The sequence below is a fragment of the Serratia sp. CY33525 genome, assembly GCF_052169115.1.
GTDB lineage: Bacteria > Pseudomonadota > Gammaproteobacteria > Enterobacterales > Enterobacteriaceae > Serratia > Serratia sarumanii.
In genome coordinates, this window is record NZ_JBJNLK010000007.1 from 123,958 (window position 1) to 147,441 (window position 23,484).

Sequence of the window (23,484 nt, forward strand, 5' to 3'; positions counted from 1 at the left end):
GCACGTGATGATTAAGCAATACCTGCAAGTCACTAAACCAGGAATTATTTTCGGCAATTTAATTTCTGTCGTTGGGGGATTCCTGCTCGCTTCCAAAGGGAGCATCGACTATCCCCTGTTTCTCGCCACCCTGGTGGGTGTCTCGTTGGTGGTCGCGTCGGGCTGTGTGTTTAACAACTACATCGACCGTGACATCGACAAGAAAATGGAGAGAACGAAGAATCGGGTGCTGGTAAAAGGCCTGATCGCGCCGAGTGTCACCCTGGTTTATGCGACCGTTCTGGGTATTGCGGGCTTCGCGTTGCTGTATATCGCGGCCAACCCGCTGGCCATGTGGCTGGCGGTGATGGGCTTCGTGGTTTATGTCGGCGTTTACAGCCTGTACATGAAACGCCACTCGGTCTACGGCACGCTGATCGGCAGCCTGTCGGGCGCCGCGCCGCCGGTTATCGGCTACTGCGCGGTAACCAACGAGTTCGACGCCGGGGCATTGATCCTGCTGGCTATCTTTAGCCTGTGGCAGATGCCGCATTCTTATGCGATCGCTATCTTCCGCTTTAAAGATTACCAGGCGGCCAACATTCCGGTGCTGCCGGTGGTGAAAGGCATTTCCGTCGCCAAGAACCACATCACGGTCTACATCCTGGCATTTATGATCGCCACGCTGATGCTGACCCTGGTGGGCTACGCCGGCTACAAATACCTGATCGTCGCTGCGGCGGTGAGCGTCTGGTGGCTGGGCATGGCGCTGCGCGGTTACAAAACCGAAAACGACAGCGTCTGGGCGCGTAAACTGTTCGTGTTCTCCATCGTCGCCATCACCTCGCTGAGCGTGATGATGTCGATCGACTTCAGCGCCACGGCGGCGCCTGAAGCGCTGGTGACCTACGTTTGGTAAGCCAAATCATCTGTGAATGGGCCGCTTTTGCGGCCCATTTTATTTGTCACGCCGAAAAGCGGCCGAACTGTAATATCTGTTAAACAACATTCGATTTACCCCCCCTGCTCTGCACACTAAAATGACGCAGCTTTACAGAAATCATGCCATCAGGCGCTGTCTCAACGTCTGATGGCATGGTTTTTACCGAGGTTTGATGTGAACGATAATTCAATGACCCCGCAGGAGCGCCGCGCCACCTGGGGATTAGGCACCGTATTCTCCCTGCGCATGCTCGGCATGTTTATGGTACTGCCGGTGCTGACCACCTACGGCATGGCGCTCAACGGCGCCAGCGAAGCGCTGATCGGCATCGCCATCGGCATCTACGGCCTGGCGCAGGCGGTGTTTCAAATCCCGTTCGGCCTGGTGTCCGATCGCATCGGCCGCAAGCCGCTGATCGTCGGCGGCCTGCTGATCTTTGCCCTCGGCAGCGTGATCGCCGCCGCTACCGACTCGATCTGGGGCGTGATCCTCGGCCGCGCGCTACAAGGCTCCGGCGCCATCGCCGCCGCGGTAATGGCGCTGCTCTCCGATCTGACCCGCGAGCAGAACCGCACCAAGGCGATGGCGTTTATCGGCGTCAGCTTCGGCATCACCTTCGCCATCGCCATGGTATTGGGCCCTATCATCACCCACGCCTTAGGCCTGCATGCGCTGTTCTGGATGATCGCCGTACTGGCGCTGGCCGGCATTGTCATCACCCTGGCGGTGGTGCCTTCCGCCGACACTCACCTGCTGAACCGCGAGTCCAGCATCGTGCGAGGCAGCTTCCGCAAGGTGCTAAGCAACTCGCGCCTGCTGAAGCTCAACTTCGGCATCATGTGCCTGCATATCCTGCTGATGTCGAGCTTTGTGGCGCTGCCGCTGGCGATGGAAAAAGCCGGGCTGGCGGCCAGCGAGCACTGGATCGTCTACCTGGTCACCATGCTGGTGTCGTTCGCCGCCGTGGTGCCTTTCATCATCTATGCCGAAAAATATCGCCGCATGAAACAGGTGTTTATGGGCTGCGTGGCGGTGCTGTTCTGCGCCGAAGTGTTGCTGTGGCTCTCCGGCGCGCGCCTGTGGGGCATCATCGCCGGCGTTCAGCTGTTCTTCATAGCCTTCAACGTGATGGAAGCCATTCTGCCTTCGCTGATCAGCAAAGAATCGCCGGCCGGCTACAAGGGCACCGCGATGGGGGTCTACTCCACCAGCCAGTTTATCGGCGTGGCGATCGGCGGCAGCCTCGGCGGCTGGCTATACGGGTTGCAGGGCGCAGGGCTGGTGTTTATCGCCGGCGCCGTGTTGGCCGCGGTCTGGTTCCTGGTCAGCAGCACCATGAAAGAGCCGCCGTATGTCAGCAGCCTGCGCATTACGCTGTCGGAACTGGCGGTAAAGGATTCGGCGCTGGAAAGCCGCCTGAAGGCGCAGCCCGGCGTGGCCGAAGCGATCGTGGTGCCGGAAGAGCGCAGCGCCTACGTCAAGGTGGATACCAAGCAGACCAATCGCGGTCAGCTGGAAGCGCTGGTCAATTCGCTATAAAGCATCAGGGCCGGCAATGCCGGCCCCGTAGAGATTAATCGCGGAAGTTCTTGAACTGGAACGGCTGCCCCAGATCGCCGCCGCGCACCAGCGCCATCACGCTCTGCAAATCGTCGCGTGACTTGCCGGTCACCCGCACTTCTTCGCCCTGGATCTGCGCCTGCACCTTCAGCTTGCTGTCTTTGATCAGCTTGACGATTTTCTTCGCCACAGAGGTTTCAATCCCCTGCTTCAGCTTGGCTTCCACGCTGTAGGTTTTACCGCTGTGGGTAAACTCTTCCGGGATCTCCAGCGCGGCGCCGTCGATGCTGCGCTTGCTCAGCTTTTCGCGCAGAATATCGAGCAGCTGCTGCACCTGGAAATCAGACTCGGTGGCAACCTTGATGCTTTGATCTTTCTCGTTTAGCTCAAAGCTGGCCGGCACGTTGCGAAAATCCCAGCGGGTGCCGAGATCGCGGGTGGCATTCTCAACGGCGTTACGCACTTCCTGCATATCAATTTCGGAAACGATGTCGAAAGATGGCATACTTCTTCCTCCTGAATGAGTGCCTAATAGCTTAGGCGATTTTGATGCCGAGCATGATAACCGCTTTGCCGCCTCAGACAAAATCTGCTGAACGCACGCAGGGATAGCGCTTCGGGCTGCCATAAAGCCTATAGTTAATTCACGGTAATTGAGCGGTATTCCCGTGTTTCCAAGGAGACTGAATGAAAATAACCATTCTTGGTTGCGGCGCGCTCGGACAACTGTGGCTCTCCCGGCTGTATCAACAGGGCCACGATGTGCAGGGATGGCTAAGAGTGCCTCAGCCTTTTTGCGCCGTGAACGTGATAGAGCCGGAAGGCGTCTCGTTCAATCGCAATTTGCCCACCAACGATCCGGAGCACCTCGCGCAGAGCGAGCTGCTGCTGGTGACGCTGAAAGCCTGGCAGGTGTCCAGCGCGGTCAGCGCGCTGCTGCCGAAGCTGAACCCCCAGTGCGCCATTTTGCTGCTGCACAACGGCATGGGCACCCAGGAGGAGCTGCCGCCGAACGGCCAGCCGATCCTGCAGGGCACCACCACCCACGCCGCGCGCCACGAAGGCAGCACCATTATTCACGTCGCCACCGGCATCACCCACATCGGCCCCACCTCGCCGGCCGCCCAACACCTCAGCCACCTGGCGGAAGTGCTGCATCAGGCGCTGCCCGACGTCGCCTGGCACAACAACATCGCCTCGGCCAACTGGCGCAAGCTGGCGGTCAACTGCGTGATCAACCCGCTGACGGCGCTGTACGGCTGCCGCAACGGCGATCTGCAGCGCTACCCGGAACAGATCGAAACGCTGTGCCGTGAAGTCGCCAGCGTGATGGCGATGGAGGGCTACCACACCTCCTGCGAAGGTCTGATGCAATACGTGATGGACGTGATCCACAGCACCGCCGACAACGTTTCGTCGATGCTGCAGGATATCCGCAGCCAGCGGCACACCGAGATCGACTACATCACCGGTTACCTGCTGCGCCGCGCGCGCAGCCACGGCCTCACGCTGCCGGAGAATGCGCGGCTGTTTGAACTGATTAAACGAAAGGAAAATGAATATGAGCGTATCGGCGCTAGTCTGCCTGGCACCTGGTAGCGAAGAAATCGAAGCCGTCACCACCCTCGATCTGCTAGTGCGGGCGGGCGTAAAAGTCACTACCGCCAGCGTTGCCGGCGACGGCGAGCTGACTATCGTCTGTTCGCGCGGCGTCAAGCTGCTGGCCGACGCGCCGCTGGTGGCGATCGTCGATGAGCCGTTCGACGCCATCGTGCTGCCCGGCGGCCTGAAAGGCGCAGAATGCTTCCGCGACAGCCCGCTGCTGGTGGAAAAAGTGCGGCAGATGCATCTGCAGGGCAACATCGTCGCCGCCATCTGCGCGGCGCCGGCGCTGGTGCTGCAGCATCACGATCTGTTCCCGATCGGCAACATGACCGGCTTCCCGGGCCTGAAAGACCAGATACCGGCGGATAAATGGATGGAGCGCCGCGTGGTGTACGACGCGCGCGTCAACCTGCTCACCAGCCAGGGGCCGGGCACCGCGATGGAGTTCGCGCTGAAGCTGATAGACCTGCTGCTCGGCAAGGCCAAGGCGGCGGAGATCGCCGCGCAGCTGGTGCTGATCCCCGGGATGTACGATTATCGCGACAGTGAAGAAAACTGAATCAGCGATCGTAAACACGGGGCGCAGATCCGCGCCCCGTATCGCGTCAAAAACTGAGCTGGCTGGAGAAGCCCAAAACCAGACGCTCACTCGGCAGCGCGCCGGGTTTGATCACCGGCGTGCCGGCGAAAATGTCCGCAGCAAAACGCCCCTGATTCACCTGCAGGCCAATGACGCTCCCCGCCAACTGGCCGCCTTCCCCCTGTTGTTTGGCCAACTGCCCATAGTCGAATCCAATATAGGGTTGCAGCATGTCACGTTCCAACGTCAGCGTATTGCGCAGATACCCTCCGCTGCTGCCGATCAATTTGCTGTCGCCGCTAAACCCGCGCACCGTAGAACGATCGCCGATAAACGACTTATCCTGGATCGGCTGTGCGGCGCTTGCCCATTGCCCCGATAACTCCCCGAGATAACGCAGACGATGACCAAATGCATTGAAGGGTTTCAGCATACTGCCGCCCGCTCGCAGCTGCTGTTCGGCATGTGAGCTCCCCTTCCCGACGCCGGCAAGGGCGTCGGCGGTCAGCGCGATTTGCGCACGGGCGCCATAATAAAGATGGCTGACGCCCAGCTTCAGGCTGGTTAGCCGTGCGCTCTGCAAGGCAATCTCCGTGTCATTGAGGTAATAGCGGTAATGACGTTGCAGCAGTTGCGCATTCAACGACGTTTTCTCATTCATCCCGCGCGCCAACGTATAGTCAGCCTGCAGCCCCCAATACTGCGAACGGCCGTTATAGCGATAATCGGTGAAGTTGCCGGCGAAAGTCTGGTGATAGCGGCTGTCTCCGCCCAACGCGCTGAAGCGCCAGTATCCCCAAGGCAAGCTATAGTACAGGGCGCGGCTTTCATTGCCTTTGCCCGGCGGCGCCAGAATGCTGCGCGCCATCGACAGGTAAAAAACGTCGCCCAATGCGGTCAGATTATCGAGATACAGCGCGCCGCCGGTCTGATAACGCCCCGTAGAACGAACGCCGGCATCATCCGCCCAGGCGGTAAAACGCCAATATTTATCCTGTTGGCGCAGGATCTCGATATCGCTTTCGCCAGCTCGTTCGCCCGGAGCAATGCGGATATCGCTGATGACGCCCGGTATCCCCCCCATGTTCTCCAGCCCTTGCTCGATACTACGCAAATTCAGCACATCGCCGGCCGCAATGGGAAAAAGCGCATCGGGGCGGAAATAGGCGCTGCTGCCCGCCTGCATTTTCAGCTGACCGATGCGGCCATAATGCACACGAACCTTCAGTATCCCTGCCGTTACCTCTTGAACGTCGAGCTGCACCCGCGAAGTGATATAGCCTTGCGCTATCAGCGCGTTTTGCAGCTTTTTGCGCAACCTCGCCAACCCTTTCTCCCCCATACAGCGGCCACGGGCCGTATGCGCCAACTGTTTGAAAGCCGTGAGGCGTAGCGGCGCCGTCGCCGTTTCGACTTTATCGATCATCCAACACGGAGATTCGCTGATAAATATGTCCGCTTGCGCGTTTTGCTCCGGCTGCGGCGACAAAACAGGAGGGGTGGACGGTAACAGCTTGCGTTGCGTATCGCCGATGAGGCTTTCCTGGCTAACGCGTTGTTTGGCCGGCGCCGGCGTGGCTTCAGCGCGGCTGCAACAGCTGAACAGCACGCCCAGACAAAGAATAAGACATTCCCTTTTCATGCTCTCTCATCCATTCCCCCACCCTTGGGTGGGGGAAACGTTTGTCACATCCAATAAGACCAACCGTAAGGCCAGCCGAAACCGCCGTATCCCCAACCCCAGCTATTCGCGGGCTTGTTGATGTCGCGGCCGTTGTTGGTGACCGCGCCGGACGTGGAGCGCATCGTGCCTGAGTTGTTGAAAGAGACGCCGCGATGGCTGATATCGCCATAGGCTTCAATCCTGCCGTAGTTGCTGAAACTGGTGTCCGACAAGCTGATGGAAGAAGCGCGAGAAACGATGCTCCCGCGGTTGGTGATGGACGTTCCCTGGATCGCCGCGCCGTTTTGGGCTTCGATCACGCCATTGCCGGCGTTGAACAAGCTGGTGGCGTTGAGTTGCAAAGCCTGCGCGGATTGAATGCCGCCGGTATTGTCGACGCGGGTCGCCCGCAGTGTCAGCGCGCCGTTTTGCGTTTTGACGCTGCCGCGATTGTTCAGTTGGGTCGCATTCAGCCGTATTGCCCCGCCCTCAATGCGGCCGATATTGTCCAGCTGCGTTGCCGTCAGGGAGGCCGAACGCGCACTCACGTTCTTTTCATTTTGCAGCCGGGTAGCGCTGATGTTCAATTGCCCCTGTGAAGCGATATTTCCTTGATTGACCAGCGAGTCGGTACTGATGTCGGCGCCACCGTTTTTCGCCTGAATCTGACCGCGGTTGGCGATACCGACGGAAGCGCGAGATACGTTTTGAGCGCCGTTGCCGATTTGCACGCGTTCATCACTTCCCGCGTCGGTTTGGATACTGACGATGCTGACATTGTTCAACGAGGCGCCGGCGTTGGAGCCCGCCCCATTGGCATTGCCGCTATTGACGCCTACGCCGTTTTCATTGGCGACCAGCCTAATCTTGTTGGCATACATTCCCCCCAACTCGGCGACGTCGATCAATACTTCAGGCTTATCTTTAGACGCATCAACGCTATTGAAGCGGGATAGATCTGCCGAAACCGTTTTTTTCCCCGCCGAGACTAACAGGGCGTCCGCATGAACCGCCGCGCTGATTTCCGCCGTGCGCGCAATAACAGCCGTATAATCGACATCGCCCTTCGACAAGCCCTCCCCCTCGACTCGAATATTGCCTTGATTAACGTGGAAGCCGTTAAAAGCGCCGTCCTTGAACTGCAAATCGGCGGTAGTTAATACGCCGTTGCGGGCATTAATAAAACCGCAACCGTTGCAGGTAATGCCGGATTTATTGGCAATGACAACATCGGCACGTTGCCCGGCGACTTCTACCATCCCCTTCAAAATACTTTTATTTGCCGAATTCACTTCATTCAGAATTACCTTAGCTGCACGGCCCTCTAACTGAGCGTTCCCCACAACGGTTCCGGCCAATGACGTATTCACGCCCGCAAGGCTGTTATTTAAAATAGCGCCCTGAGCGCCAACGTCGAACTGCGTGTAAACGTTATGCGAGACACCGTCCGCACCCGCACGATTGATATTCACCACCGGCACCTGATTGATATGGTCAACCGATGCGCCCCCCGCCTGAGGTGCTATTTGCGCCAACAGCGGCGCGCTGGGCAACAGCAACGCCGCTGCCGACAACAGCAATGTCGTCTTATTCATTTTCATTAATCGCTCTCCTTAAATAATGTTGTCCATCCCTGCCAACCATTAACTGACGTTCAGACTAATGGCGAAAAACATTAATGGCCATAGGGATATCCTCCTTTGCAATGTGCATTACCCTGATAACCATAAAATACGAATGGCTTATGCTCAGCAAAAATATAATTTGCACAGTAAGAGAAAAACATGCGCAATCAAATGCCAAAACACAATTTCAATAGGGAGTCAGCAGATAAACGCCGACAGGGCTGCCAGCGTTCGATAACAATAATATCCATACCATCAAATAAAAAAATCAATAGATTTTTAATATATTGACTGAAGTGATTTTAATAAAAGGAAAAACAAGTTAAGTGTATTATTTAAAAAAAGGCGTAATAAGCAGGGTTATTTGGCGGGAAAATGCGCTTTGAAAGAAAACGGCCGGCGTCTGGCGACGCCGGCGGATAAATTACGGACGATAAACCTTCACGTTGCTGAAGCCTTGCTCCAGCAGGTACAGCGCCTGCAGGCGGCTCATCACGCCGCGCTCGCAGTACAGCAGGTAGGTTTTGCTCTGATCCAGATCGCCGAACTGGGTGCTCAGCTTGTAGAACGGCAGCGCTTTCACTTCAACCTGTTCCAGCTGCAGCGGCTTCTCTTCCTGCTCGTCGTTGGAGCGGATATCCAGGATCACCTCGTCGGCGCCGAAGGCCGCGACGGTTTCGACCTCGGTCACCTGCTCCTGCGCCTGCTCGGCGATGGAGCGGATATCGACGTTCTTCGCTTCGCTCACCACCCGGTCGAGAATGCTGAAATCGAAGTGGCTCTCTTCCTCTTCGATCTTGGCCTTGACGGCTTTCACCGTCGGGCTCTTCGAAATCACGCCGCAGTATTCCGGCATGGTTTTGGCGAAGTCTTCGGTGCCGATTTCGCGCGCCAGCTTGATGATGTGCTCTTTATCGTGCGAGATCAGCGGACGCAGGATCAGGGTATCGGACGCGTTGTCGATCAAGCGCAGGTTGGTCAGCGTCTGGCTGGAGACCTGCCCCAAGGCTTCGCCGGTCACCAGCGCCTGCACGCCGTAGCGTTCGGCCACTTGCGAAGCGGCGCGCACCATCATGCGCTTGAGCACCACGCCCATCTGGCCATCGTCAATCTTCTCCAGGATCTCACCCACCACCGGCTCGAAATCGATGGCGACGAAGCGCACCTTGTGCGAGCTGGCGAAGCGATTCCACAGGTAGTGCGCCACCTGCTTCACGCCGATCTCGTGCGCGGCGCCGCCCAGGTTGAAGAAGCAGAAGTGCACGCGACAGCCGCGACGCATCAGCATGTAGCTGGACACGCCCGAGTCGAAACCGCCGGAAATCAGCGACATTACGTCTTCCTGGGTGCCGACCGGGTAACCGCCGATGCCTTCGAGGCGGCGTTTGACCAGCATCAGCTTGTCGTCTTCGATCTCCAGGTTTACCGTAACCTGCGGGCGGGTCAGGTTAACGCGCGCGCTCTCGATATGCTGGTTCAGACCGCCGCCGACATAGCGCTCCACGTCCTGCGAGTTGAACGCCTGCTTGCCGCGGCGCTTGACGCGCACGCAGAAGGTTTTGCCTTCCAGCTGGGCGCGGTAGGCTTCCAGCGTCTGCTCGAAGATGTGGTGGATATCGGTATAAGCGCGATCTTCCACTTCCAGAATATGGTGGATGCCGGGAATGCGCGTCAGGGCGTCGGCGATGACCGGCCGCTGGTTTTCATCTTTGGCGCGAACTTCGATATGATCCCAGTGACGGACGACCGCCAGCGTTTCATCATACTGCTTCAGGACGTTGCGAATATTGGTCGAGAGAATCTTGATAAAGCGCAAGCGCACAGATTGGCTCTTGATGGTGATTTCCGGGAACAATTTAATGATAAACTTCATGGCGGTCTTTGTTGTCAGATAAGAATTACGGCGCGGAGTATATCACCATATCGCCGCGCTCTGCGCACAAAACCATACATGAGCGCCATGATTTGCTAATCAAGATCCGCTAGGATAGGCTCTGGCGCCACGGTTCACATGATGACGTAAAAAGAAAATTATGCCGAAAAAACCAGCACAATCAGCCAGTACAGAGCAAACAGCCAGCTTTGAAAGCGCCCTCGGCGAGCTGGAAAGCATCGTGACGCGTCTGGAATCAGGCGAACTGCCGCTGGAAGACGCGCTGAACGAATTCGAACGCGGCGTGCAGCTGGCGCGTCAGGGCCAGCAGAAACTGCAACAGGCGGAACAGCGTGTGCAGATACTTCTTAACGACAGCGCCGACGACGCGGCGCTGGCGCCTTTCACACCGGATACCGAGTAACCGACATGTCTGAGATCGCCCCAGCGGCCGCTTTTGCCGATCAACTGCAGATTTTCCGCCAGCGCGCCGATCGCGCGCTGCTGGACTTCATCGCCCCACTGCCGTTCAACGACGGCAACATGGTGGCGGCGATGCGTCATGGCGCCTTGCTGGGCGGCAAGCGCCTGCGCCCGTTCCTGGTCTATACCACCGGCCAGATGTTCGGCGTGTCGTTGGCCAACCTGGACGCGCCGGCGGCGGCGGTGGAATGCATTCACGCCTACTCGCTGATCCACGACGATCTGCCGGCGATGGACGACGACGATCTGCGCCGCGGCCAGCCGACCTGCCACATTAAATTCGGCGAAGCCAACGCGATCCTGGCCGGCGATGCGCTGCAAACGCTGGCGTTTTCGATCCTGGCCGATGCTGAAATGCCCGACGTGGCCCTGCGCGATCGGCTGGCGATGGTCTCCGAACTGGCGACCGCCAGCGGCGTAGCCGGCATGTGCGGCGGCCAATCGCTGGATCTGGAAGCCGAAGGCAAGCGCGTCGACCTGCAGGCGCTGGAGCAGATCCACCGCCACAAAACCGGCGCGCTGATCCGCGCGGCGGTGCGTCTGGGCGCGCTGAGCGCCGGCGAAGCCGGGCGAGCGGCGCTGCCGCAGCTGGATCGTTACGCCGCCGCGGTTGGCCTGGCGTTCCAGGTGCAGGATGACATTTTGGACGTTGTCGGTGAGACTGAAAAAATCGGCAAGCGCCAGGGCGCGGATCAACAACACGGAAAGAGTACCTACCCGGCGTTGCTCGGGCTTGACAGCGCGAAAGCAAAAGCGTGGGATCTCTATCAGGAAGCATTAGCTGCATTAGACACTTTGGCAGCGCAATCTTATAACACAGCGCCATTGCGAGCGTTAGCCAGCTTCATTATTGAACGCGACAATTAACGTGTGACGTTAACTCCTCTGATATGAGTATCGAATGAGTCTTGATATAGCCAAATACCCAACCCTGGCGCTAGCGGAAAACCCCGAGGAACTCCGCTCACTGCCCAAAGAGAGCTTGCCGAAGCTGTGTGATGAGCTGCGGCAATACCTGCTGAACAGCGTCAGTCGCTCCAGCGGCCACTTTGCCTCCGGGCTGGGTACCGTCGAACTGACGGTGGCGTTGCATTTCGTCTACAACACGCCGTTCGATCATCTGGTGTGGGACGTCGGCCACCAGGCCTACCCGCACAAAATTCTGACCGGCCGCCGCGACCGTATCGCCACCATTCGGCAAAAGAACGGCCTGCACCCCTTCCCGTGGCGCGCCGAAAGCGAATACGACGTGCTGTCGGTCGGCCACTCGTCGACCTCGATCAGCGCCGGCCTCGGCATGGCGGTGGCGGCGGAACGTGAAGGCAAAGGCCGCCGCACGGTGTGCGTGATCGGCGACGGCGCCATCACCGCCGGCATGGCTTTCGAAGCGATGAACCACGCCGGCGACATCAACCCGGACATGCTGGTGGTGCTGAACGATAACGAGATGTCGATCTCGGAAAACGTCGGCGCGCTGAACAACCACCTGGCGCAGCTGCTGTCCGGCAAGCTTTACTCCACCCTGCGCGAAGGCGGCAAGAAAGTGCTGGCCGGCGTGCCGCCGATCAAGGAGCTGGTGAAACGCACCGAAGAGCACCTGAAAGGCATGGTGGTGCCGGGTACGCTGTTCGAAGAGCTGGGCTTTAACTATATCGGCCCGGTAGACGGGCACGACGTGCAGGGGCTGGTTGCCACGTTGAAAAACATGCGCGATCTGAAAGGCCCGCAGCTATTGCACATCATGACCAAGAAAGGCCGCGGTTACGCGCCGGCGGAGAAAGATCCGATCAGCTTCCACGCGGTGCCGAAGTTCGATCCCGCCAGCGGCACGCTGCCGAAAAGCGCCGGCGGTCTGCCGACCTATTCGAAAATCTTCGGCGACTGGCTGTGTGAAACCGCCGCCAAAGACAGCTCGCTGATGGCGATCACGCCGGCGATGCGCGAAGGCTCCGGCATGGTGCAGTTCTCTCGTGACTACCCGCAGCAATATTTCGACGTGGCGATTGCCGAGCAGCATGCGGTCACCTTCGCCGCCGGGCTGGCGATCGGCGGCTACAAGCCGGTGGTAGCGATCTATTCCACCTTCCTGCAACGCGCCTACGATCAGTTGATCCACGATGTGGCGATCCAAAACCTGCCGGTGATGTTCGCCATCGATCGCGGCGGCATCGTCGGTGCCGACGGCCAGACTCACCAGGGGGCGTTCGATCTGTCGTTCATGCGCTGCATCCCGACCATGGTGATCATGACGCCGAGCGACGAGAACGAATGCCGCCAGATGCTGTACACCGGCTATCACTACAACGACGGCCCGAGCGCCGTGCGCTATCCGCGCGGCACGGGTACCGGCGCGGCGCTGGAGCCGCTCAACCTGCTGCCGATCGGCAAAGGCGTGGTGCGCCGCCAGGGGGAAAAGATCGCCATTCTCAACTTCGGCACCCTGCTGCCGGAGGCCGCGCAAGCGGCGGAGGCGCTCAACGCCACGCTGGTCGACATGCGCTTCGTCAAACCGCTGGACGAGCAGCTGGTGCTCGAACTGGCCGCCAGCCATGAAACGCTGGTCACGCTGGAAGAGAACGCCATCATGGGCGGCGCCGGCAGCGGCGTCAACGAACTGCTGATGGCCAAACGCCGTCCGGTGCCGGTGCTGAACCTCGGCCTGCCGGACAGCTTTGTCTCGCAGGGCAGCCAGGAAGAACTGCGCGCCGATCTGGGGCTGGACGCCGCCGGCATTCAGCGCCAAATCGAAACCTGGCTGGCGCAGTAATCGCCACTCGCGCCTGAAAAAACGCCTCCGCTCTCGGGGGCGTTTTCGTTTCCGCCCTCCGGGATCCGCGCTACAGTTACTGTCTGAGCTTTCGAATGGGAGGCAAGCATGAAGTACCTGAAACTGGGCAACACCGATCTGAACGTCTCGCGCATCTGCCTGGGTTGCATGACCTACGGCGAACCGAACCGCGGCAATCACGCCTGGACGCTGCCGGAAGAGAGCAGCCGCCCGCTGCTGAAACAGGCGCTGGAAGCCGGCATCAACTTTTTCGATACCGCCAACAGCTATTCCGACGGCAGCAGCGAGGAGATCCTCGGCCGGGCGCTGCACGACTATGCGCGCCGCGAAGACGTAGTGGTCGCCACCAAGGTGTATTTCCCGCTGAGCAACCTGGAGCGCGGTTTGTCGCGCGCCAACATCATGCAATCCATCGACGACAGCCTGCGGCGCCTGGGCACCGACTATGTCGATTTGCTGCAGATCCACCGCTGGGATTACGAAACGCCGCTGGAAGAGACGCTGGAAGCGCTGCACGACGTGGTGAAAGCCGGCAAGGCGCGTTACATCGGCGCCTCCTCGATGTACGCCTGGCAGTTCGCCAAGGCGCTGTATACCGCCGATCTGCACGGCTGGACGCGCTTTGTTAGCATGCAGGATCAATACAACCTGATTCAGCGCGAAGAAGAGCGCGAAATGCATCCGCTGTGTACCGCCGAAGGCATCGCCGTGCTGCCGTGGAGCCCGCTGGCGCGCGGCCGCCTGACCCGCCCCTGGGGCGAAACCACCGCGCGGCTGGTTTCCGATCAGTTCGGCAAGAGCCTGTACGAGGAAACTGAAGGCATCGACGCCATTATCGCCGAGCGCGTCGCCAGCCTCGCCGACGAACGCGGCGTTTCACGCGCGCAGATCGCGCTGGCCTGGCTGCTGAACAAGCCGGCGGTCAGCGCGCCGATCGTCGGCGCTTCACGCAGCGAGCAGTTGGATGACGCCATCGCCGCGGTCGATTTGAGTTTGTCGCCGCAAGAGGTCGCAGAACTGGAGACGGCTTACGTGCCGCATCGGGTGACGGGATTTGAATAAGAGAAGCGGGCGCAAAACGGCGCGCCCGTCTGTCAGAACAGCCCGATCGGCCAGTGGTGCCCAATCAGGTAGATGATGCCGGCGGACAGCACGCCGGCGATGATATCGTCGACCATGATGCCCATGCCGCCATGCACGTTGCGGTCGAACCAGCGGATCGGCCACGGCTTCCACATGTCGAGAATGCGGAAGATAACGAAACCGGCGGCGACCCAGCGCCAGTCGTTGACCGGCAGCGCCATCAGCGTGATCCACATGCCGACGAACTCGTCCCAGACGATGCTGCCGTGATCGTGCACCTTCATGTCTTTTGCCGTGCGGTGGCAAATATAGACGCCGATGCAGATGCTGAACATCACCGTCAGCGAGTAGAGCTGCCACGGCAGCTGGAGCAGCAGCAGCCAAAACGGGATCGCCGCCAGCGATCCCATGGTGCCCGGCATCACCGGCGACAAACCGCTGCCAAACCCGGTGGCCAGCAGGTGCCACGGATTGCTCATCCGCAGCCGGCGCTTGGCTTCATCCATGGGTGCCCGGCTCCGCGTTGAAATGATCGAACCCAGCCCAGTCCAGCTCTACCGCCTCATCGTCGCGATAATAGCGGATGCCTTCAGACAGCGGGCCAATTTGGCCGATACAGGTGTAGTCGGCCCCGAGGTGGCTCAACGCCACTTCCAGCGCGCCGCGGTTGATCTCCGGCACGGTGAAGCACAGTTCGTAATCTTCACCGCCCGCCAGCGCCCAGCGCAGCGCCTGTTCGGCATCGGCGTGGCTGCTCAGCGCCTGCGACATCGGCAGCTCGTCCAGCACGATGCGTGCGCCACAGTCGCTGGCCTTAAGGATATGCTTCAGATCGGAAATCAGGCCGTCGGAGATGTCGATCGCCGAGCTGGCCAGATCGCGCAGCGCCTGCCCCTGCAACACCCGCGGCTGCGGCCGCAGATGGCGAGCGACCAAATAATCGCGCGCCGTCGTTTCCGTCACCGCCAAACGATCCTGCAGGATCGCCAACCCGGCGGCGCTGTCGCCCAGCGTGCCGGTCACATAGATCCAGTCGCCGATGCGCGCGCCGCTGCGGGTCAGCGCCCGGCCGGCCGGGATCAGCCCCTGGATGGTCAGCGTCATGCTCAGCGGCCCGCGCGTGGTATCGCCGCCGATCAGCTGCATGCCGTAATAGTTGAGCTGATCGAACAGGCTGTCGCTGAAGGCCTTCAGCCAGGATTCGTTCACTTCAGGCAGGGTCAGCGCCAGCGAAAGCCAGGCCGGATCGGCGCCCATCGCCGCCAGATCGCTCAGATTGACCGCCAACGCCTTATAGCCGAGATCGGCCGGATCGATGTCCGGCAGAAAGTGCACGCCCGCCACCAGCGTATCGGTACTGACGGCCACCAGCTGTTTTTCCGGCACTGCCAGCAGTGCGCAGTCATCTCCAATGCCCAACTGTACATCCCGGCGCACACGCTTGAACCGGTCAAAATAGCGGGCAATGAGGTCAAATTCGCCGCATGCCATATCGATATTCCACTAGAAGAAATTAAGGCCGGGAATGCCGGCCTTAATGTTTTACTTTTTCTTGCGAAGGGTTGGCGCCACTTTATCCAGCACCCCGTTCACAAACTTGTGGCTGTCTTCCGCGCCGAAGGTTTTCGCCAGTTCGATCGCTTCGTTGATCGCCACCTTGTAAGGGACATCCTCGCGCATTTTCAGTTCAAACAGCGCGACGCGCAGCACCGCGCGCTCCACCTGGCCCAGCTCTTCGAGCTGACGCGACAGGTAAGGCGCCATCAGTTCGTCCAGCATACCTGCATTCACTGCCGCGCCGGACAGCAACTCGCGAAAATAGGCGACGTCAACATCTTTGACATCCTGCTCCGTCAGGAACTGGTGTTCAACATCGGCAAGGTCGTTTTTAGACAACTGCCAAGAGTAAAGCGCTTGAACAGCGCACTCACGAGCGCGGCGACGAGCAGCAGGTTTCACGGAATTCCCCTTAACTAAATTCAGGCTTTAATAGCTTTGATAACATTAATCATTTCAAGTGCGGTCAGCGCGGCTTCAGCGCCCTTGTTGCCCGCTTTGGTGCCGGCGCGTTCGATCGCCTGCTCGATGCTTTCGGTGGTCAGCACGCCAAAAGCAACCGGGATTTCGGCATTCATCGCAACGTTGCCGATGCCGGAGCTGGCTTCGCCCGCCACATATTCGAAGTGCGCGGTGCCCCCACGGATAACGGTGCCCAGCGCGATAACCGCGTCGTATTTGCCGGTTTTGGCCAATACGCTCGCCGTCAGCGGCAGCTCGTAAGCGCCCGGGACCCAGACAACGGTGATGTTGTCGTCAGCAACCTGACCAATGCGTTTCAACGCGTCGATCGCGCCTTCCAGCAGGCTGTCGTTGATGAAATTGTTAAAACGTGCAATTGCGATCGCCACACGGGCCTTTGGAGTAGCAACAACACCTTCGATAACTTTCATGGGCTTTCCTTAAAAATGGGTTCAATACCCCGCAGGGGGGCGGATTCTATCATATTCTTTCATCGCCTGCGCGGCGCTTTTGTAAAACCGGCGCGCGGGCGCGAGATTCAGTGTTTCGCCCGCAGGCGCAAACGCAGGTCGGAGCCGACCTGGCGCACATCGCTAAAGACGAATTCCGGCGCGTCGGCCAACCGCTCCAGACCCGGCAGGTGGCACAGGCCACGGCCATTATCGCCCAACAGTTTCGGCGCGATGTACAAAATGAGCTCATCCACCAGGCCGGCCTGCAGCAGCGCGCCGGCCAGCGTTGCGCCCGCCTCCACCCAGATTGAATTCACCTGGCGCTTGGCCAACAGCATCATCATCACCACCAGATCGACGCCGCCACCATGCGCCGGGCAGATAAACTGCTCGACGTCTTGCGGCCAGGCCTGTTCATCCGCCTCCAGGCGCGCCAGCCAGGTGGCGCCTGGCTGCTGCACCACGCGGTGCTGCGGAGTAATGCGATTTTGGCTGTCGAGCAGGATGCGCAGCGGCTGGCGCAGATTGTCGCGCGGATAGAGGCGCTGCGTCTCGGCGTCCAATTCATCCCAACGCACCGTCAGCGACGGATCGTCCGCCAGCACGGTGGCGCTGGTGCTGAGAATGGCGGCGCTCTGCGCGCGCAGGCGCTGCACGTCCTGACGCGCTTCGGGTGAGGTGATCCACTGGCTCTCGCCGGAGGCCATCGCCGTGCGGCCGTCCAGCGACGCGCCCAGCTTCAGCTGCACGTAAGGGAAGCCGGTGCGCATGCGCTTGAGGAAGCCCAGGTTGACCGCTTCGGCCTCGGCCAGCATCAGGCCGTGCCGCACCTCGACGCCGGCCTGCTGCAGCTTGTACAGCCCGCGCCCCGCCACCTGCGGATTGGGATCTTGCATCGCCGCGACCACCCGGGTTACGCCGGCGGCCACCAGCGCATCGGCGCAGGGCGGCGTGCGGCCGTGATGGCTGCACGGCTCGAGCGTGACATAGGCGGTGGCGCCGCGCGCCTTGTCGCCCGCCATGCGCAGCGCGTGCACTTCCGCGTGCGGCTCGCCGGCGCGCAGATGATAGCCTTCACCGACAATTTCGCCGTCGCGCACGATAACGCAGCCGACGTTCGGATTGGGTGCGGTGGTAAAACGCCCCAGCCGCGCCAGTTCGAAGGCGCGCGCCATATAAAGTTCGTCGTGATGCATGAAAGATCCTTTAGTCTTGCAGGCGGGCGATCTCTTCGCCGAACTCGCGCACGTCTTCGAAGCTGCGGTACACCGACGCGAAGCGAATATAGGCGACCTTATCCAGCTTTTTCAGCGCGTCCATCACCAGATTGCCCACCAGTTTGGTCGGCACTTCGCGTTCGCCGGTGGCGCGCAGTTGGGATTTGATATGATTAAGGGCGTTTTCCACGTCGTCCGAGCTTACCGGGCGCTTTTCCAGCGCTTTCAGCATGCCGCGGCGCAGTTTGTCTTCGTTGAACGGCTCGCGCACCTCATCGCTTTTAATCACTCGCGGCATCACCAGCTCAGCCACCTCGAAGGTGGTGAAGCGTTCATTGCACACCAGACACTGGCGGCGACGGCGCACTTGCGAACCGTCCCCCACCAGGCGGGAATCAATGACTTTGGTATCAACGGCGGCGCAGAAAGGGCAATGCATAACACGTCCTGATAAACGTTTTTTATAGATAAATGCAGTTTACCCCGAAGTGCAGCCACAACAAAGAGCGGCGGCCATTTGTTGCGACACGCGGCCGGGAAGCGGCGCCGATATGACTTTCCCCTCCGGGCGGACTAAGCTGATAACAGGAGATTCAGCATAGGAAATCGCCGTCATGACAACCTGTTACCCCAAAATCGCCCTGCTCGCCGCCGCCGTGTTGCTGGCGGGCTGCGCGCATAACGCCGCCGTGCCCCAGCTGCGCCATCAGGTCGCCGCGCTGAACCAGAAAGTGAGCGTGCTGACCGATCAAACCACCGCGCTGGAGCGGCAGAATCAGCTCAATCAGTACTCCGACAATGGCGTCTATCTGCTGCCGGCGGCCCGAAGCGCCGCCCGTTTGCAGAGCGGTATCGGCGAACTGAGCGTTTCGCTGAGCCACATCAAGAACGAAGCCAACGGCACGCAGGCGCAGCTGCATGTACGCATCCTCTCACAGGCCACGCTGCCGCCGTTCAAAGCCGTGGTGGAATGGGGCCAGTTGGACGACGCCACCGGCCGGCCGTTGACCGCCGAGGCGCTGTCGCAACCGATCGCCAGCGCCGATTCGCTGCTGCCGAAGCCCGGCCAGGACTTCGAACTACGCTTCAGCGGCCTGACGCCGGAACAATTGGGCTATATCCGTCTGCACAGTCTGGTTTCGACCGCCCAACCGGCGGTAGTGAAGCAGCACTGATCCCCAAGGCAAAAAAAAGGAGCGCCATCGGCGCTCCTTCTCATATCGCTGAATACTGCGGTTGTTAAGGCAGAATCGAAGGCTGATCTGCGCCCTCTTTTTCCACTTTTTGCTGCAGCATGTGTTCGCGTTTCATCCCCAGCTTCAACGCCAGCGCGGACGCGACGTAGATCGAGGAGACGGTACCGATCGACACGCCGATCAGCATCGCCAGCGAGAAGCCTTGCAGCATCGCGCCACCGAAGATGTACAGCATCAGCACCACCATCAGGGTGGTCCCGGAAGTCATCAGCGTACGGCTCAGCGTCTGGGTCAACGACACGTTCATGATCTCGTAAGGCGTACCGCGGCGGATCTTGCGGAAGTTCTCACGAATACGGTCGGAAACCACGATGCTGTCGTTCAGCGAGTAGCCGATAACCGACATCAGGGACGCGACGATGGTCAGGTCAATCTCAATGTGGAACAGCGACAGCACACCCAGCGTGATGATCACGTCGTGCGCCAGCGCGATAACCGCCCCCAGCGCCAGGCGCCATTCGAAGCGGAAACCGACGTAGATCAGGATACAGATCAACGCCACCAGCAGCGCCATGCCGCCGGTTTGCGCCAGCTCGCTGCCCACGCTCGGGCCGACGAACTCGATGCGCTTCACGGTGGCGTTTTTATCCACCGAGTCGTTGATCACGCCGATCACCTTGTTGCCCAGTTCCTGGCCTGCGGTGCCGGTCGCCGGTGGCATGCGCACCATCACGTCGCGGCTGCTGCCGAAGTTCTGGATGATCGGATCCTGGAACCCGGCCTTCTCCAGCGTATCGCGCATCAGGTCGAGATTAGCCGGTTTTTCCAGGTTGATTTCAATCACCGTACCGCCGGTGAAATCCAGACCCCAGTTAAACCCGCGCACCGACATGGTGGCGATCGACGCGACCAACAGCACCAACGAGATGCCGAAGGCCACGTAGTCCCAGCGCATAAAGTCGTAGACTTTACGGCCGTAGTTGAGTTGCTCAACAGTATAATCCTGTGCCACAACGCACTCCTCAGATAGACAGCTTGTTAATGCGTTTGCCGCCGTAAAGCAGGTTGACGATGGCACGGGTACCGACAATCGCGGTGAACATGGACGTCGCCACACCGATAGCGGTGGTGATCGCAAAGCCTTTGATCGAACCGGTGCCGACTGCGTACAGGATGATCGCGGTGATCAGCGTGGTGATGTTGGCGTCAACGATACTGGAGAACGCGCCTTTATAGCCCTCATGGATCGCCTGCTGAACGGACCTGCCGTTCTTCAGCTCTTCCTTGATACGTTCGTTAATCAGTACGTTGGCGTCGACCGCCACCGCCAGCGTCAACACGATCCCGGCAATGCCCGGCATGGTCAGCGTCGCCCCCGGCAACAGGGACATCACGCCGACGATCAGCACCAGGTTGGCGACCAGCGCCGTGGTGGCGATCACGCCGAACTTACGATACCAGACCACCATGAAGACGATGGACGCCACCAGGCCCCACAGACAGGCTTCCAGACCCTGGGTGATGTTCTGCTGACCCAGGGTCGGGCCGATGGTGCGCTCTTCGACGATCTGAATCGGCGCGATCAGCGCGCCCGCACGCAGCAGCAGCGAAAGCTGACGCGCTTCGTTCGGGTTGCCGATACCGGTGATGCGGAAGCTGTTGCCCAGACGCGACTGAATGTTCGCCACGTTGATCACTTCTTCCTGTTTCACCAGCACTGCACGGCCGTTGGCGTCTTTCTTGCCGCTGTCCTTATACTCCACGAACAGGGTCGCCATCGGCTTGCCGATGTTGTCCTTGGTGAAGTTGGACATGGACGTGCCGCCGGCGCTGTCCAGCGAGATGTTAACCTGCGGCTGGTTGTATTCGTCGGTGCTCGAGGTGGAGTCAGTGATGTGATCACCGGTCAGGATCACGCGCTTGTACAGCACGATCGGCTGGCCGTCACGGGTGTATTTCACCTCGGAGTCGCCCGGCACGCGGCCGTTGGCCGCCGCAGTGGCGTCCGCATTGGTGTTCACCAGACGGAATTCGAGGGTCGCGGTGGCGCCCAGAATTTCTTTGGCGCGCGCGGTGTCCTGAATACCCGGCAACTCGACCACGATGCGGTCGGCGCCCTGGCGCTGCACCAGCGGTTCGGCGACGCCGAGCTGGTTGACGCGGTTACGCAGGATAGTGATGTTTTGCTGGACGGCGTATTCGCGCGCTTCGCTCAGACGGGCGTCCGTCAGGCTGGCTTTCATGGTGTTGGCGCCGTTGGCGGACAGCACCAGATCGCGCTGACGCGGGCCGATGTAGCTGATGGCCTGGTCACGGGCCGCATTGTCGCGGAAGCGAACTTCCACGCCGTTGTTGTCCAGCTTGCGGATAGACGCGTAAGGAATGCCCTTCTCGCGCAGCTCGCTGCGCAGGGTATCCATGGTCTGTTCCTGCAGCTTGCTCAACGCGGTGTCCATGTCCACTTCCATCAGGAAGTGTACGCCGCCGCGCAGGTCCAGGCCGAGTTTCATCGGCTCTGCGCCCAGCATGGCCAGCCAGGTCGGCGTGGCCGGCGCCAGGTTCAGCGCCACGACGAATTTGTCACCCAGCTCGGTCACCAGCGCTTCGCGGGCGCGCAGCTGAACGTCAGGATCTTTAAAGCGAGCCAGGATGGCGCCATTTTCCAGCGCAATCGACTTGCTCGCGATGTTGTCTTTTTCTAATACGGTACGGACCTGGTCCAGCGTAGTTTCACTGGCGGCGACGCCGCGCGCGCCAGTGATTTGTACGGCCGGATCCTCACCGTAGATGTTGGGAAGCGCATAAAGCAGACCGACGAGGATCACGACGATCAACATCAGATACTTCCACAAAGGATAACGGTTTAGCACGGCAATTCCCTTCGGGAAAAAAGATTACAGGGCCTTCATGGTACCTTTCGGCAGAACGGCCGCCACGAAGTCACGCTTGATCATCACTTCCGTGGTGTCGTTCAGCGCGATGGCGATGATGCCGGTGTCGGCCACTTTGGTCACGCGACCGATCAGGCCGCCGGTGGTCAGCACTTCGTCGCCTTTACCGATGGAGTCCATCAGCTTCTTGTGATCTTTAGCGCGTTTCTGCTGTGGGCGCAGGATCATGAAGTAGAAGATCAGGCCGAACACCACCAGCATAATGATCAGAGAGTACGGGCTTCCCTGAGCCGGAGCCCCTGCGGATGCGACGGCGTCAGAAATGAAAAAGCTCATTGAAATTCCCTCATTAAGTTATCAATTATTAGATCAAGCGTTTAAAGGCGGAATCGGCTTGCCGATCCGACCATAGAAATCCGCAACAAACTGCTCTAATTTACCCTCTTCGATAGCCTGGCGTAAACCCGCCATCAGGCGTTGGTAGTGACGCAGGTTATGAATCGTGTTCAGTCGAGCACCCAATATTTCGTTGCAACGGTCGAGATGGTGCAAGTAGGCGCGGCTGTAATGGCGACAGGTGTAGCAATCACAGTCCTTATCCAGCGGAGAAGTATCATCCTTGTGCTTGGCATTACGGATTTTTACCACACCGTCAGTCACGAACAGATGGCCGTTGCGGGCGTTGCGGGTCGGCATGACGCAGTCGAACATGTCGATGCCGCGACGCACGCCTTCCACCAAATCTTCCGGCTTGCCGACGCCCATCAAATAGCGTGGCTTATCTTCCGGAATTTGCGGGCAAACGTGTTCAAGAATGCGATGCATATCCTCTTTCGGCTCGCCTACAGCCAAGCCGCCCACAGCGTACCCGTCAAAGCCGATATCCACCAGCCCTTTGACTGAAACATCACGTAAATCTTCGTAAACGCCGCCCTGAATGATGCCGAACAGCGCATTTTTATTTTCCAGCTCGTCGAATCGCTTGCGGCTGCGCTCCGCCCAGCGCAGCGACATTTCCATCGAACGCTTGGCGTAGTCCCAGTCGGCCGGGTACGGCGTACATTCATCGAAGATCATCACGATGTCGGAACCCAGGTCATACTGGATTTCCATCGATTTTTCCGGGCTCAGGAACACCTTGTCGCCATTGATCGGGTTGCGGAAGTACACGCCTTCCTCTTTGATCTTGCGCATCGCCCCCAGGCTGAACACCTGGAAACCGCCGGAATCGGTAAGGATCGGCCCATGCCACTGCATGAAATCGTGCAGGTCGCCGTGCAGCTTCATGATCTCCTGGCCCGGGCGCAGCCACAGGTGGAAGGTGTTGCCCAGCAGGATCTGTGCGCCGGTTTCTTTCACTTCTTCCGGCGTCATGCCCTTGACCGTGCCGTAGGTGCCGACCGGCATAAAGGCCGGGGTCTCCACCACGCCGCGGTCGAAGATCAGGCGGCCGCGACGCGCGCGGCCATCGATAGTTTGTAGTTCGTACTTCACAAAACCTCCAGCATCAGAGAAACAGTCTGATGT

The 23,484-nt window shown here is 59.7% G+C and carries 23 protein-coding genes; 9 read left to right on the top strand and 14 right to left on the bottom strand.

The window, feature by feature from the left end:
* The first annotated feature begins 7 nt into the window (after positions 1–7).
* Together cyoE and ACJ8IM_RS17630 are read left to right on the top strand one after the other, a co-directional pair.
* Entirely contained in the window at positions 8–898 is an 891-nt protein-coding gene (gene cyoE, locus ACJ8IM_RS17625; RefSeq protein WP_015376842.1) for a heme o synthase, read from the top strand.
* A gap of 198 nt (positions 899–1,096) precedes the next feature.
* Entirely contained in the window at positions 1,097–2,461 is a 1,365-nt protein-coding gene (locus tag ACJ8IM_RS17630) for an MFS transporter (protein ID WP_033653267.1), read from the top strand.
* A 34-nt stretch (positions 2,462–2,495) separates the two neighbouring features.
* Here ACJ8IM_RS17630 and ACJ8IM_RS17635 read toward each other — a convergent pair whose 3' ends face one another.
* Complete coding sequence (locus ACJ8IM_RS17635) at positions 2,496–2,987, bottom strand: YajQ family cyclic di-GMP-binding protein (RefSeq protein WP_025301759.1); 492 nt, start codon at positions 2,985–2,987, stop codon at positions 2,496–2,498.
* 182 nt (positions 2,988–3,169) lie between these two features.
* Here ACJ8IM_RS17635 and panE point away from each other — a divergent pair, with 182 nt between their 5' ends.
* Complete coding sequence (panE, locus tag ACJ8IM_RS17640) at positions 3,170–4,081, top strand: 2-dehydropantoate 2-reductase (RefSeq protein ID WP_033653268.1); 912 nt, start codon at positions 3,170–3,172, stop codon at positions 4,079–4,081.
* Positions 4,044–4,646 carry a protein deglycase YajL gene (gene yajL, locus ACJ8IM_RS17645; RefSeq protein WP_033647310.1) on the top strand — a complete coding sequence of 201 codons (603 nt, stop codon included), beginning with the start codon at positions 4,044–4,046 and terminating at the stop codon, positions 4,644–4,646. Before panE ends, yajL begins: the two co-directional genes overlap by 38 nt.
* A 46-nt stretch (positions 4,647–4,692) precedes the next feature.
* Here the strand turns inward: yajL and ACJ8IM_RS17650 are convergent, their stop codons facing one another.
* The 3 genes from ACJ8IM_RS17650 to thiI form a co-directional block, all read right to left on the bottom strand.
* Positions 4,693–6,309, bottom strand: a complete 1,617-nt coding sequence (locus ACJ8IM_RS17650; protein WP_033653269.1) for a ShlB/FhaC/HecB family hemolysin secretion/activation protein — start codon at positions 6,307–6,309, stop codon at positions 4,693–4,695.
* A 44-nt stretch (positions 6,310–6,353) separates the two neighbouring features.
* Positions 6,354–7,931 carry a filamentous hemagglutinin N-terminal domain-containing protein gene (locus tag ACJ8IM_RS17655; RefSeq protein WP_072008389.1) on the bottom strand — a complete coding sequence of 526 codons (1,578 nt, stop codon included), beginning with the start codon at positions 7,929–7,931 and terminating at the stop codon, positions 6,354–6,356.
* A 448-nt stretch (positions 7,932–8,379) separates the two neighbouring features.
* Entirely contained in the window at positions 8,380–9,828 is a 1,449-nt protein-coding gene (thiI, locus tag ACJ8IM_RS17660) for a tRNA uracil 4-sulfurtransferase ThiI (RefSeq protein ID WP_033637305.1), read from the bottom strand.
* A 160-nt stretch (positions 9,829–9,988) separates the two neighbouring features.
* On the opposite strand from thiI, the gene xseB reads away from it, so the two are divergent.
* From xseB to ACJ8IM_RS17680, 4 genes are all read left to right on the top strand, one after another.
* The gene (gene xseB / locus ACJ8IM_RS17665; RefSeq protein WP_033642062.1) at positions 9,989–10,252 is read left to right on the top strand and encodes an exodeoxyribonuclease VII small subunit; all 264 of its coding nucleotides are present in this window, start codon (positions 9,989–9,991) and stop codon (positions 10,250–10,252) included.
* Positions 10,253–10,257: 5 nt separating this feature from the next.
* Entirely contained in the window at positions 10,258–11,178 is a 921-nt protein-coding gene (gene ispA / locus ACJ8IM_RS17670) for a (2E,6E)-farnesyl diphosphate synthase (RefSeq protein WP_033637304.1), read from the top strand.
* Between the two features lie 34 nt (positions 11,179–11,212).
* Positions 11,213–13,078 carry a 1-deoxy-D-xylulose-5-phosphate synthase gene (gene dxs, locus ACJ8IM_RS17675; RefSeq protein WP_033637303.1) on the top strand — a complete coding sequence of 622 codons (1,866 nt, stop codon included), beginning with the start codon at positions 11,213–11,215 and terminating at the stop codon, positions 13,076–13,078.
* Between the two features lie 108 nt (positions 13,079–13,186).
* A complete protein-coding gene (locus tag ACJ8IM_RS17680; RefSeq protein WP_033653271.1) occupies positions 13,187–14,161 on the top strand; it encodes an aldo/keto reductase in 975 nt (324 codons plus the stop codon).
* A gap of 32 nt (positions 14,162–14,193) precedes the next feature.
* On the opposite strand, the gene pgpA is transcribed toward ACJ8IM_RS17680, so the two are convergent.
* The 6 genes from pgpA to nrdR all read right to left on the bottom strand — a co-directional run bounded on the left by pgpA (position 14,194) and on the right by nrdR (position 18,309).
* Positions 14,194–14,688, bottom strand: coding sequence for a phosphatidylglycerophosphatase A (pgpA, locus tag ACJ8IM_RS17685; RefSeq protein WP_033653272.1), 495 nt, complete (start codon positions 14,686–14,688; stop codon positions 14,194–14,196).
* A complete protein-coding gene (gene thiL / locus ACJ8IM_RS17690) occupies positions 14,681–15,673 on the bottom strand; it encodes a thiamine-phosphate kinase (RefSeq protein ID WP_033637301.1) in 993 nt (330 codons plus the stop codon). The genes pgpA and thiL overlap by 8 nt, the downstream gene beginning before the upstream one ends.
* A gap of 51 nt (positions 15,674–15,724) precedes the next feature.
* Positions 15,725–16,141 (bottom strand): transcription antitermination factor NusB, encoded by a 417-nt coding sequence (gene nusB / locus ACJ8IM_RS17695; RefSeq protein ID WP_004940384.1) that lies wholly within the window; start codon positions 16,139–16,141, stop codon positions 15,725–15,727.
* Between the two features lie 20 nt (positions 16,142–16,161).
* Positions 16,162–16,632, bottom strand: a complete 471-nt coding sequence (ribH, locus tag ACJ8IM_RS17700; RefSeq protein WP_033637299.1) for a 6,7-dimethyl-8-ribityllumazine synthase — start codon at positions 16,630–16,632, stop codon at positions 16,162–16,164.
* 107 nt (positions 16,633–16,739) lie between these two features.
* On the bottom strand, positions 16,740–17,849 hold the full coding sequence (ribD, locus tag ACJ8IM_RS17705) for a bifunctional diaminohydroxyphosphoribosylaminopyrimidine deaminase/5-amino-6-(5-phosphoribosylamino)uracil reductase RibD (protein ID WP_101455746.1): 1,110 nt from the start codon (positions 17,847–17,849) through the stop codon (positions 16,740–16,742).
* A 10-nt stretch (positions 17,850–17,859) separates the two neighbouring features.
* Positions 17,860–18,309 carry a transcriptional regulator NrdR gene (nrdR, locus tag ACJ8IM_RS17710; protein ID WP_004940387.1) on the bottom strand — a complete coding sequence of 150 codons (450 nt, stop codon included), beginning with the start codon at positions 18,307–18,309 and terminating at the stop codon, positions 17,860–17,862.
* A gap of 175 nt (positions 18,310–18,484) precedes the next feature.
* Between nrdR and ACJ8IM_RS17715 the strand changes: the two genes are divergently transcribed.
* Positions 18,485–19,045, top strand: coding sequence for a DUF3251 domain-containing protein (locus tag ACJ8IM_RS17715; RefSeq protein ID WP_101455745.1), 561 nt, complete (start codon positions 18,485–18,487; stop codon positions 19,043–19,045).
* 64 nt (positions 19,046–19,109) lie between these two features.
* Here ACJ8IM_RS17715 and secF read toward each other — a convergent pair whose 3' ends face one another.
* From secF to tgt, 4 genes are read right to left on the bottom strand one after another with little or no spacing between them, the layout of a single operon-like run.
* Positions 19,110–20,078: a protein translocase subunit SecF gene (secF, locus tag ACJ8IM_RS17720; RefSeq protein WP_019454209.1), complete on the bottom strand. Its 969-nt coding sequence runs from the start codon at positions 20,076–20,078 to the stop codon at positions 19,110–19,112.
* A 10-nt stretch (positions 20,079–20,088) separates the two neighbouring features.
* Positions 20,089–21,936 carry a protein translocase subunit SecD gene (gene secD, locus ACJ8IM_RS17725; RefSeq protein ID WP_072008390.1) on the bottom strand — a complete coding sequence of 616 codons (1,848 nt, stop codon included), beginning with the start codon at positions 21,934–21,936 and terminating at the stop codon, positions 20,089–20,091.
* Positions 21,937–21,960: 24 nt separating this feature from the next.
* The gene (yajC, locus tag ACJ8IM_RS17730; protein ID WP_004940391.1) at positions 21,961–22,293 is read right to left on the bottom strand and encodes a preprotein translocase subunit YajC; all 333 of its coding nucleotides are present in this window, start codon (positions 22,291–22,293) and stop codon (positions 21,961–21,963) included.
* 33 nt (positions 22,294–22,326) lie between these two features.
* Positions 22,327–23,451 carry a tRNA guanosine(34) transglycosylase Tgt gene (gene tgt / locus ACJ8IM_RS17735; protein ID WP_033653276.1) on the bottom strand — a complete coding sequence of 375 codons (1,125 nt, stop codon included), beginning with the start codon at positions 23,449–23,451 and terminating at the stop codon, positions 22,327–22,329.
* Between the last annotated feature and the right edge of the window lie 33 nt (positions 23,452–23,484).

What these genes read in the sequence shown, in the direction of transcription:
- cyoE (WP_015376842.1), top strand. Translation starts at nt 8, where the DNA reads ATGATTAAGCAATACCTGCAAGTCACTAAACCAGGAATTATTTTCGGC.
- ACJ8IM_RS17635 (WP_025301759.1), bottom strand. Translation starts at nt 2,987, where the DNA reads ATGCCATCTTTCGACATCGTTTCCGAAATTGATATGCAGGAAGTGCGT.
- panE (WP_033653268.1), top strand. Translation starts at nt 3,170, where the DNA reads ATGAAAATAACCATTCTTGGTTGCGGCGCGCTCGGACAACTGTGGCTC.
- yajL (WP_033647310.1), top strand. Translation starts at nt 4,044, where the DNA reads ATGAGCGTATCGGCGCTAGTCTGCCTGGCACCTGGTAGCGAAGAAATC.
- ACJ8IM_RS17650 (WP_033653269.1), bottom strand. Translation starts at nt 6,309, where the DNA reads ATGAAAAGGGAATGTCTTATTCTTTGTCTGGGCGTGCTGTTCAGCTGT.
- ACJ8IM_RS17655 (WP_072008389.1), bottom strand. Translation starts at nt 7,931, where the DNA reads ATGAAAATGAATAAGACGACATTGCTGTTGTCGGCAGCGGCGTTGCTG.
- thiI (WP_033637305.1), bottom strand. Translation starts at nt 9,828, where the DNA reads ATGAAGTTTATCATTAAATTGTTCCCGGAAATCACCATCAAGAGCCAA.
- xseB (WP_033642062.1), top strand. Translation starts at nt 9,989, where the DNA reads ATGCCGAAAAAACCAGCACAATCAGCCAGTACAGAGCAAACAGCCAGC.
- ispA (WP_033637304.1), top strand. Translation starts at nt 10,258, where the DNA reads ATGTCTGAGATCGCCCCAGCGGCCGCTTTTGCCGATCAACTGCAGATT.
- dxs (WP_033637303.1), top strand. Translation starts at nt 11,213, where the DNA reads ATGAGTCTTGATATAGCCAAATACCCAACCCTGGCGCTAGCGGAAAAC.
- ACJ8IM_RS17680 (WP_033653271.1), top strand. Translation starts at nt 13,187, where the DNA reads ATGAAGTACCTGAAACTGGGCAACACCGATCTGAACGTCTCGCGCATC.
- pgpA (WP_033653272.1), bottom strand. Translation starts at nt 14,688, where the DNA reads ATGGATGAAGCCAAGCGCCGGCTGCGGATGAGCAATCCGTGGCACCTG.
- thiL (WP_033637301.1), bottom strand. Translation starts at nt 15,673, where the DNA reads ATGGCATGCGGCGAATTTGACCTCATTGCCCGCTATTTTGACCGGTTC.
- ribH (WP_033637299.1), bottom strand. Translation starts at nt 16,632, where the DNA reads ATGAAAGTTATCGAAGGTGTTGTTGCTACTCCAAAGGCCCGTGTGGCG.
- ribD (WP_101455746.1), bottom strand. Translation starts at nt 17,849, where the DNA reads ATGCATCACGACGAACTTTATATGGCGCGCGCCTTCGAACTGGCGCGG.
- nrdR (WP_004940387.1), bottom strand. Translation starts at nt 18,309, where the DNA reads ATGCATTGCCCTTTCTGCGCCGCCGTTGATACCAAAGTCATTGATTCC.
- ACJ8IM_RS17715 (WP_101455745.1), top strand. Translation starts at nt 18,485, where the DNA reads ATGACAACCTGTTACCCCAAAATCGCCCTGCTCGCCGCCGCCGTGTTG.
- yajC (WP_004940391.1), bottom strand. Translation starts at nt 22,293, where the DNA reads ATGAGCTTTTTCATTTCTGACGCCGTCGCATCCGCAGGGGCTCCGGCT.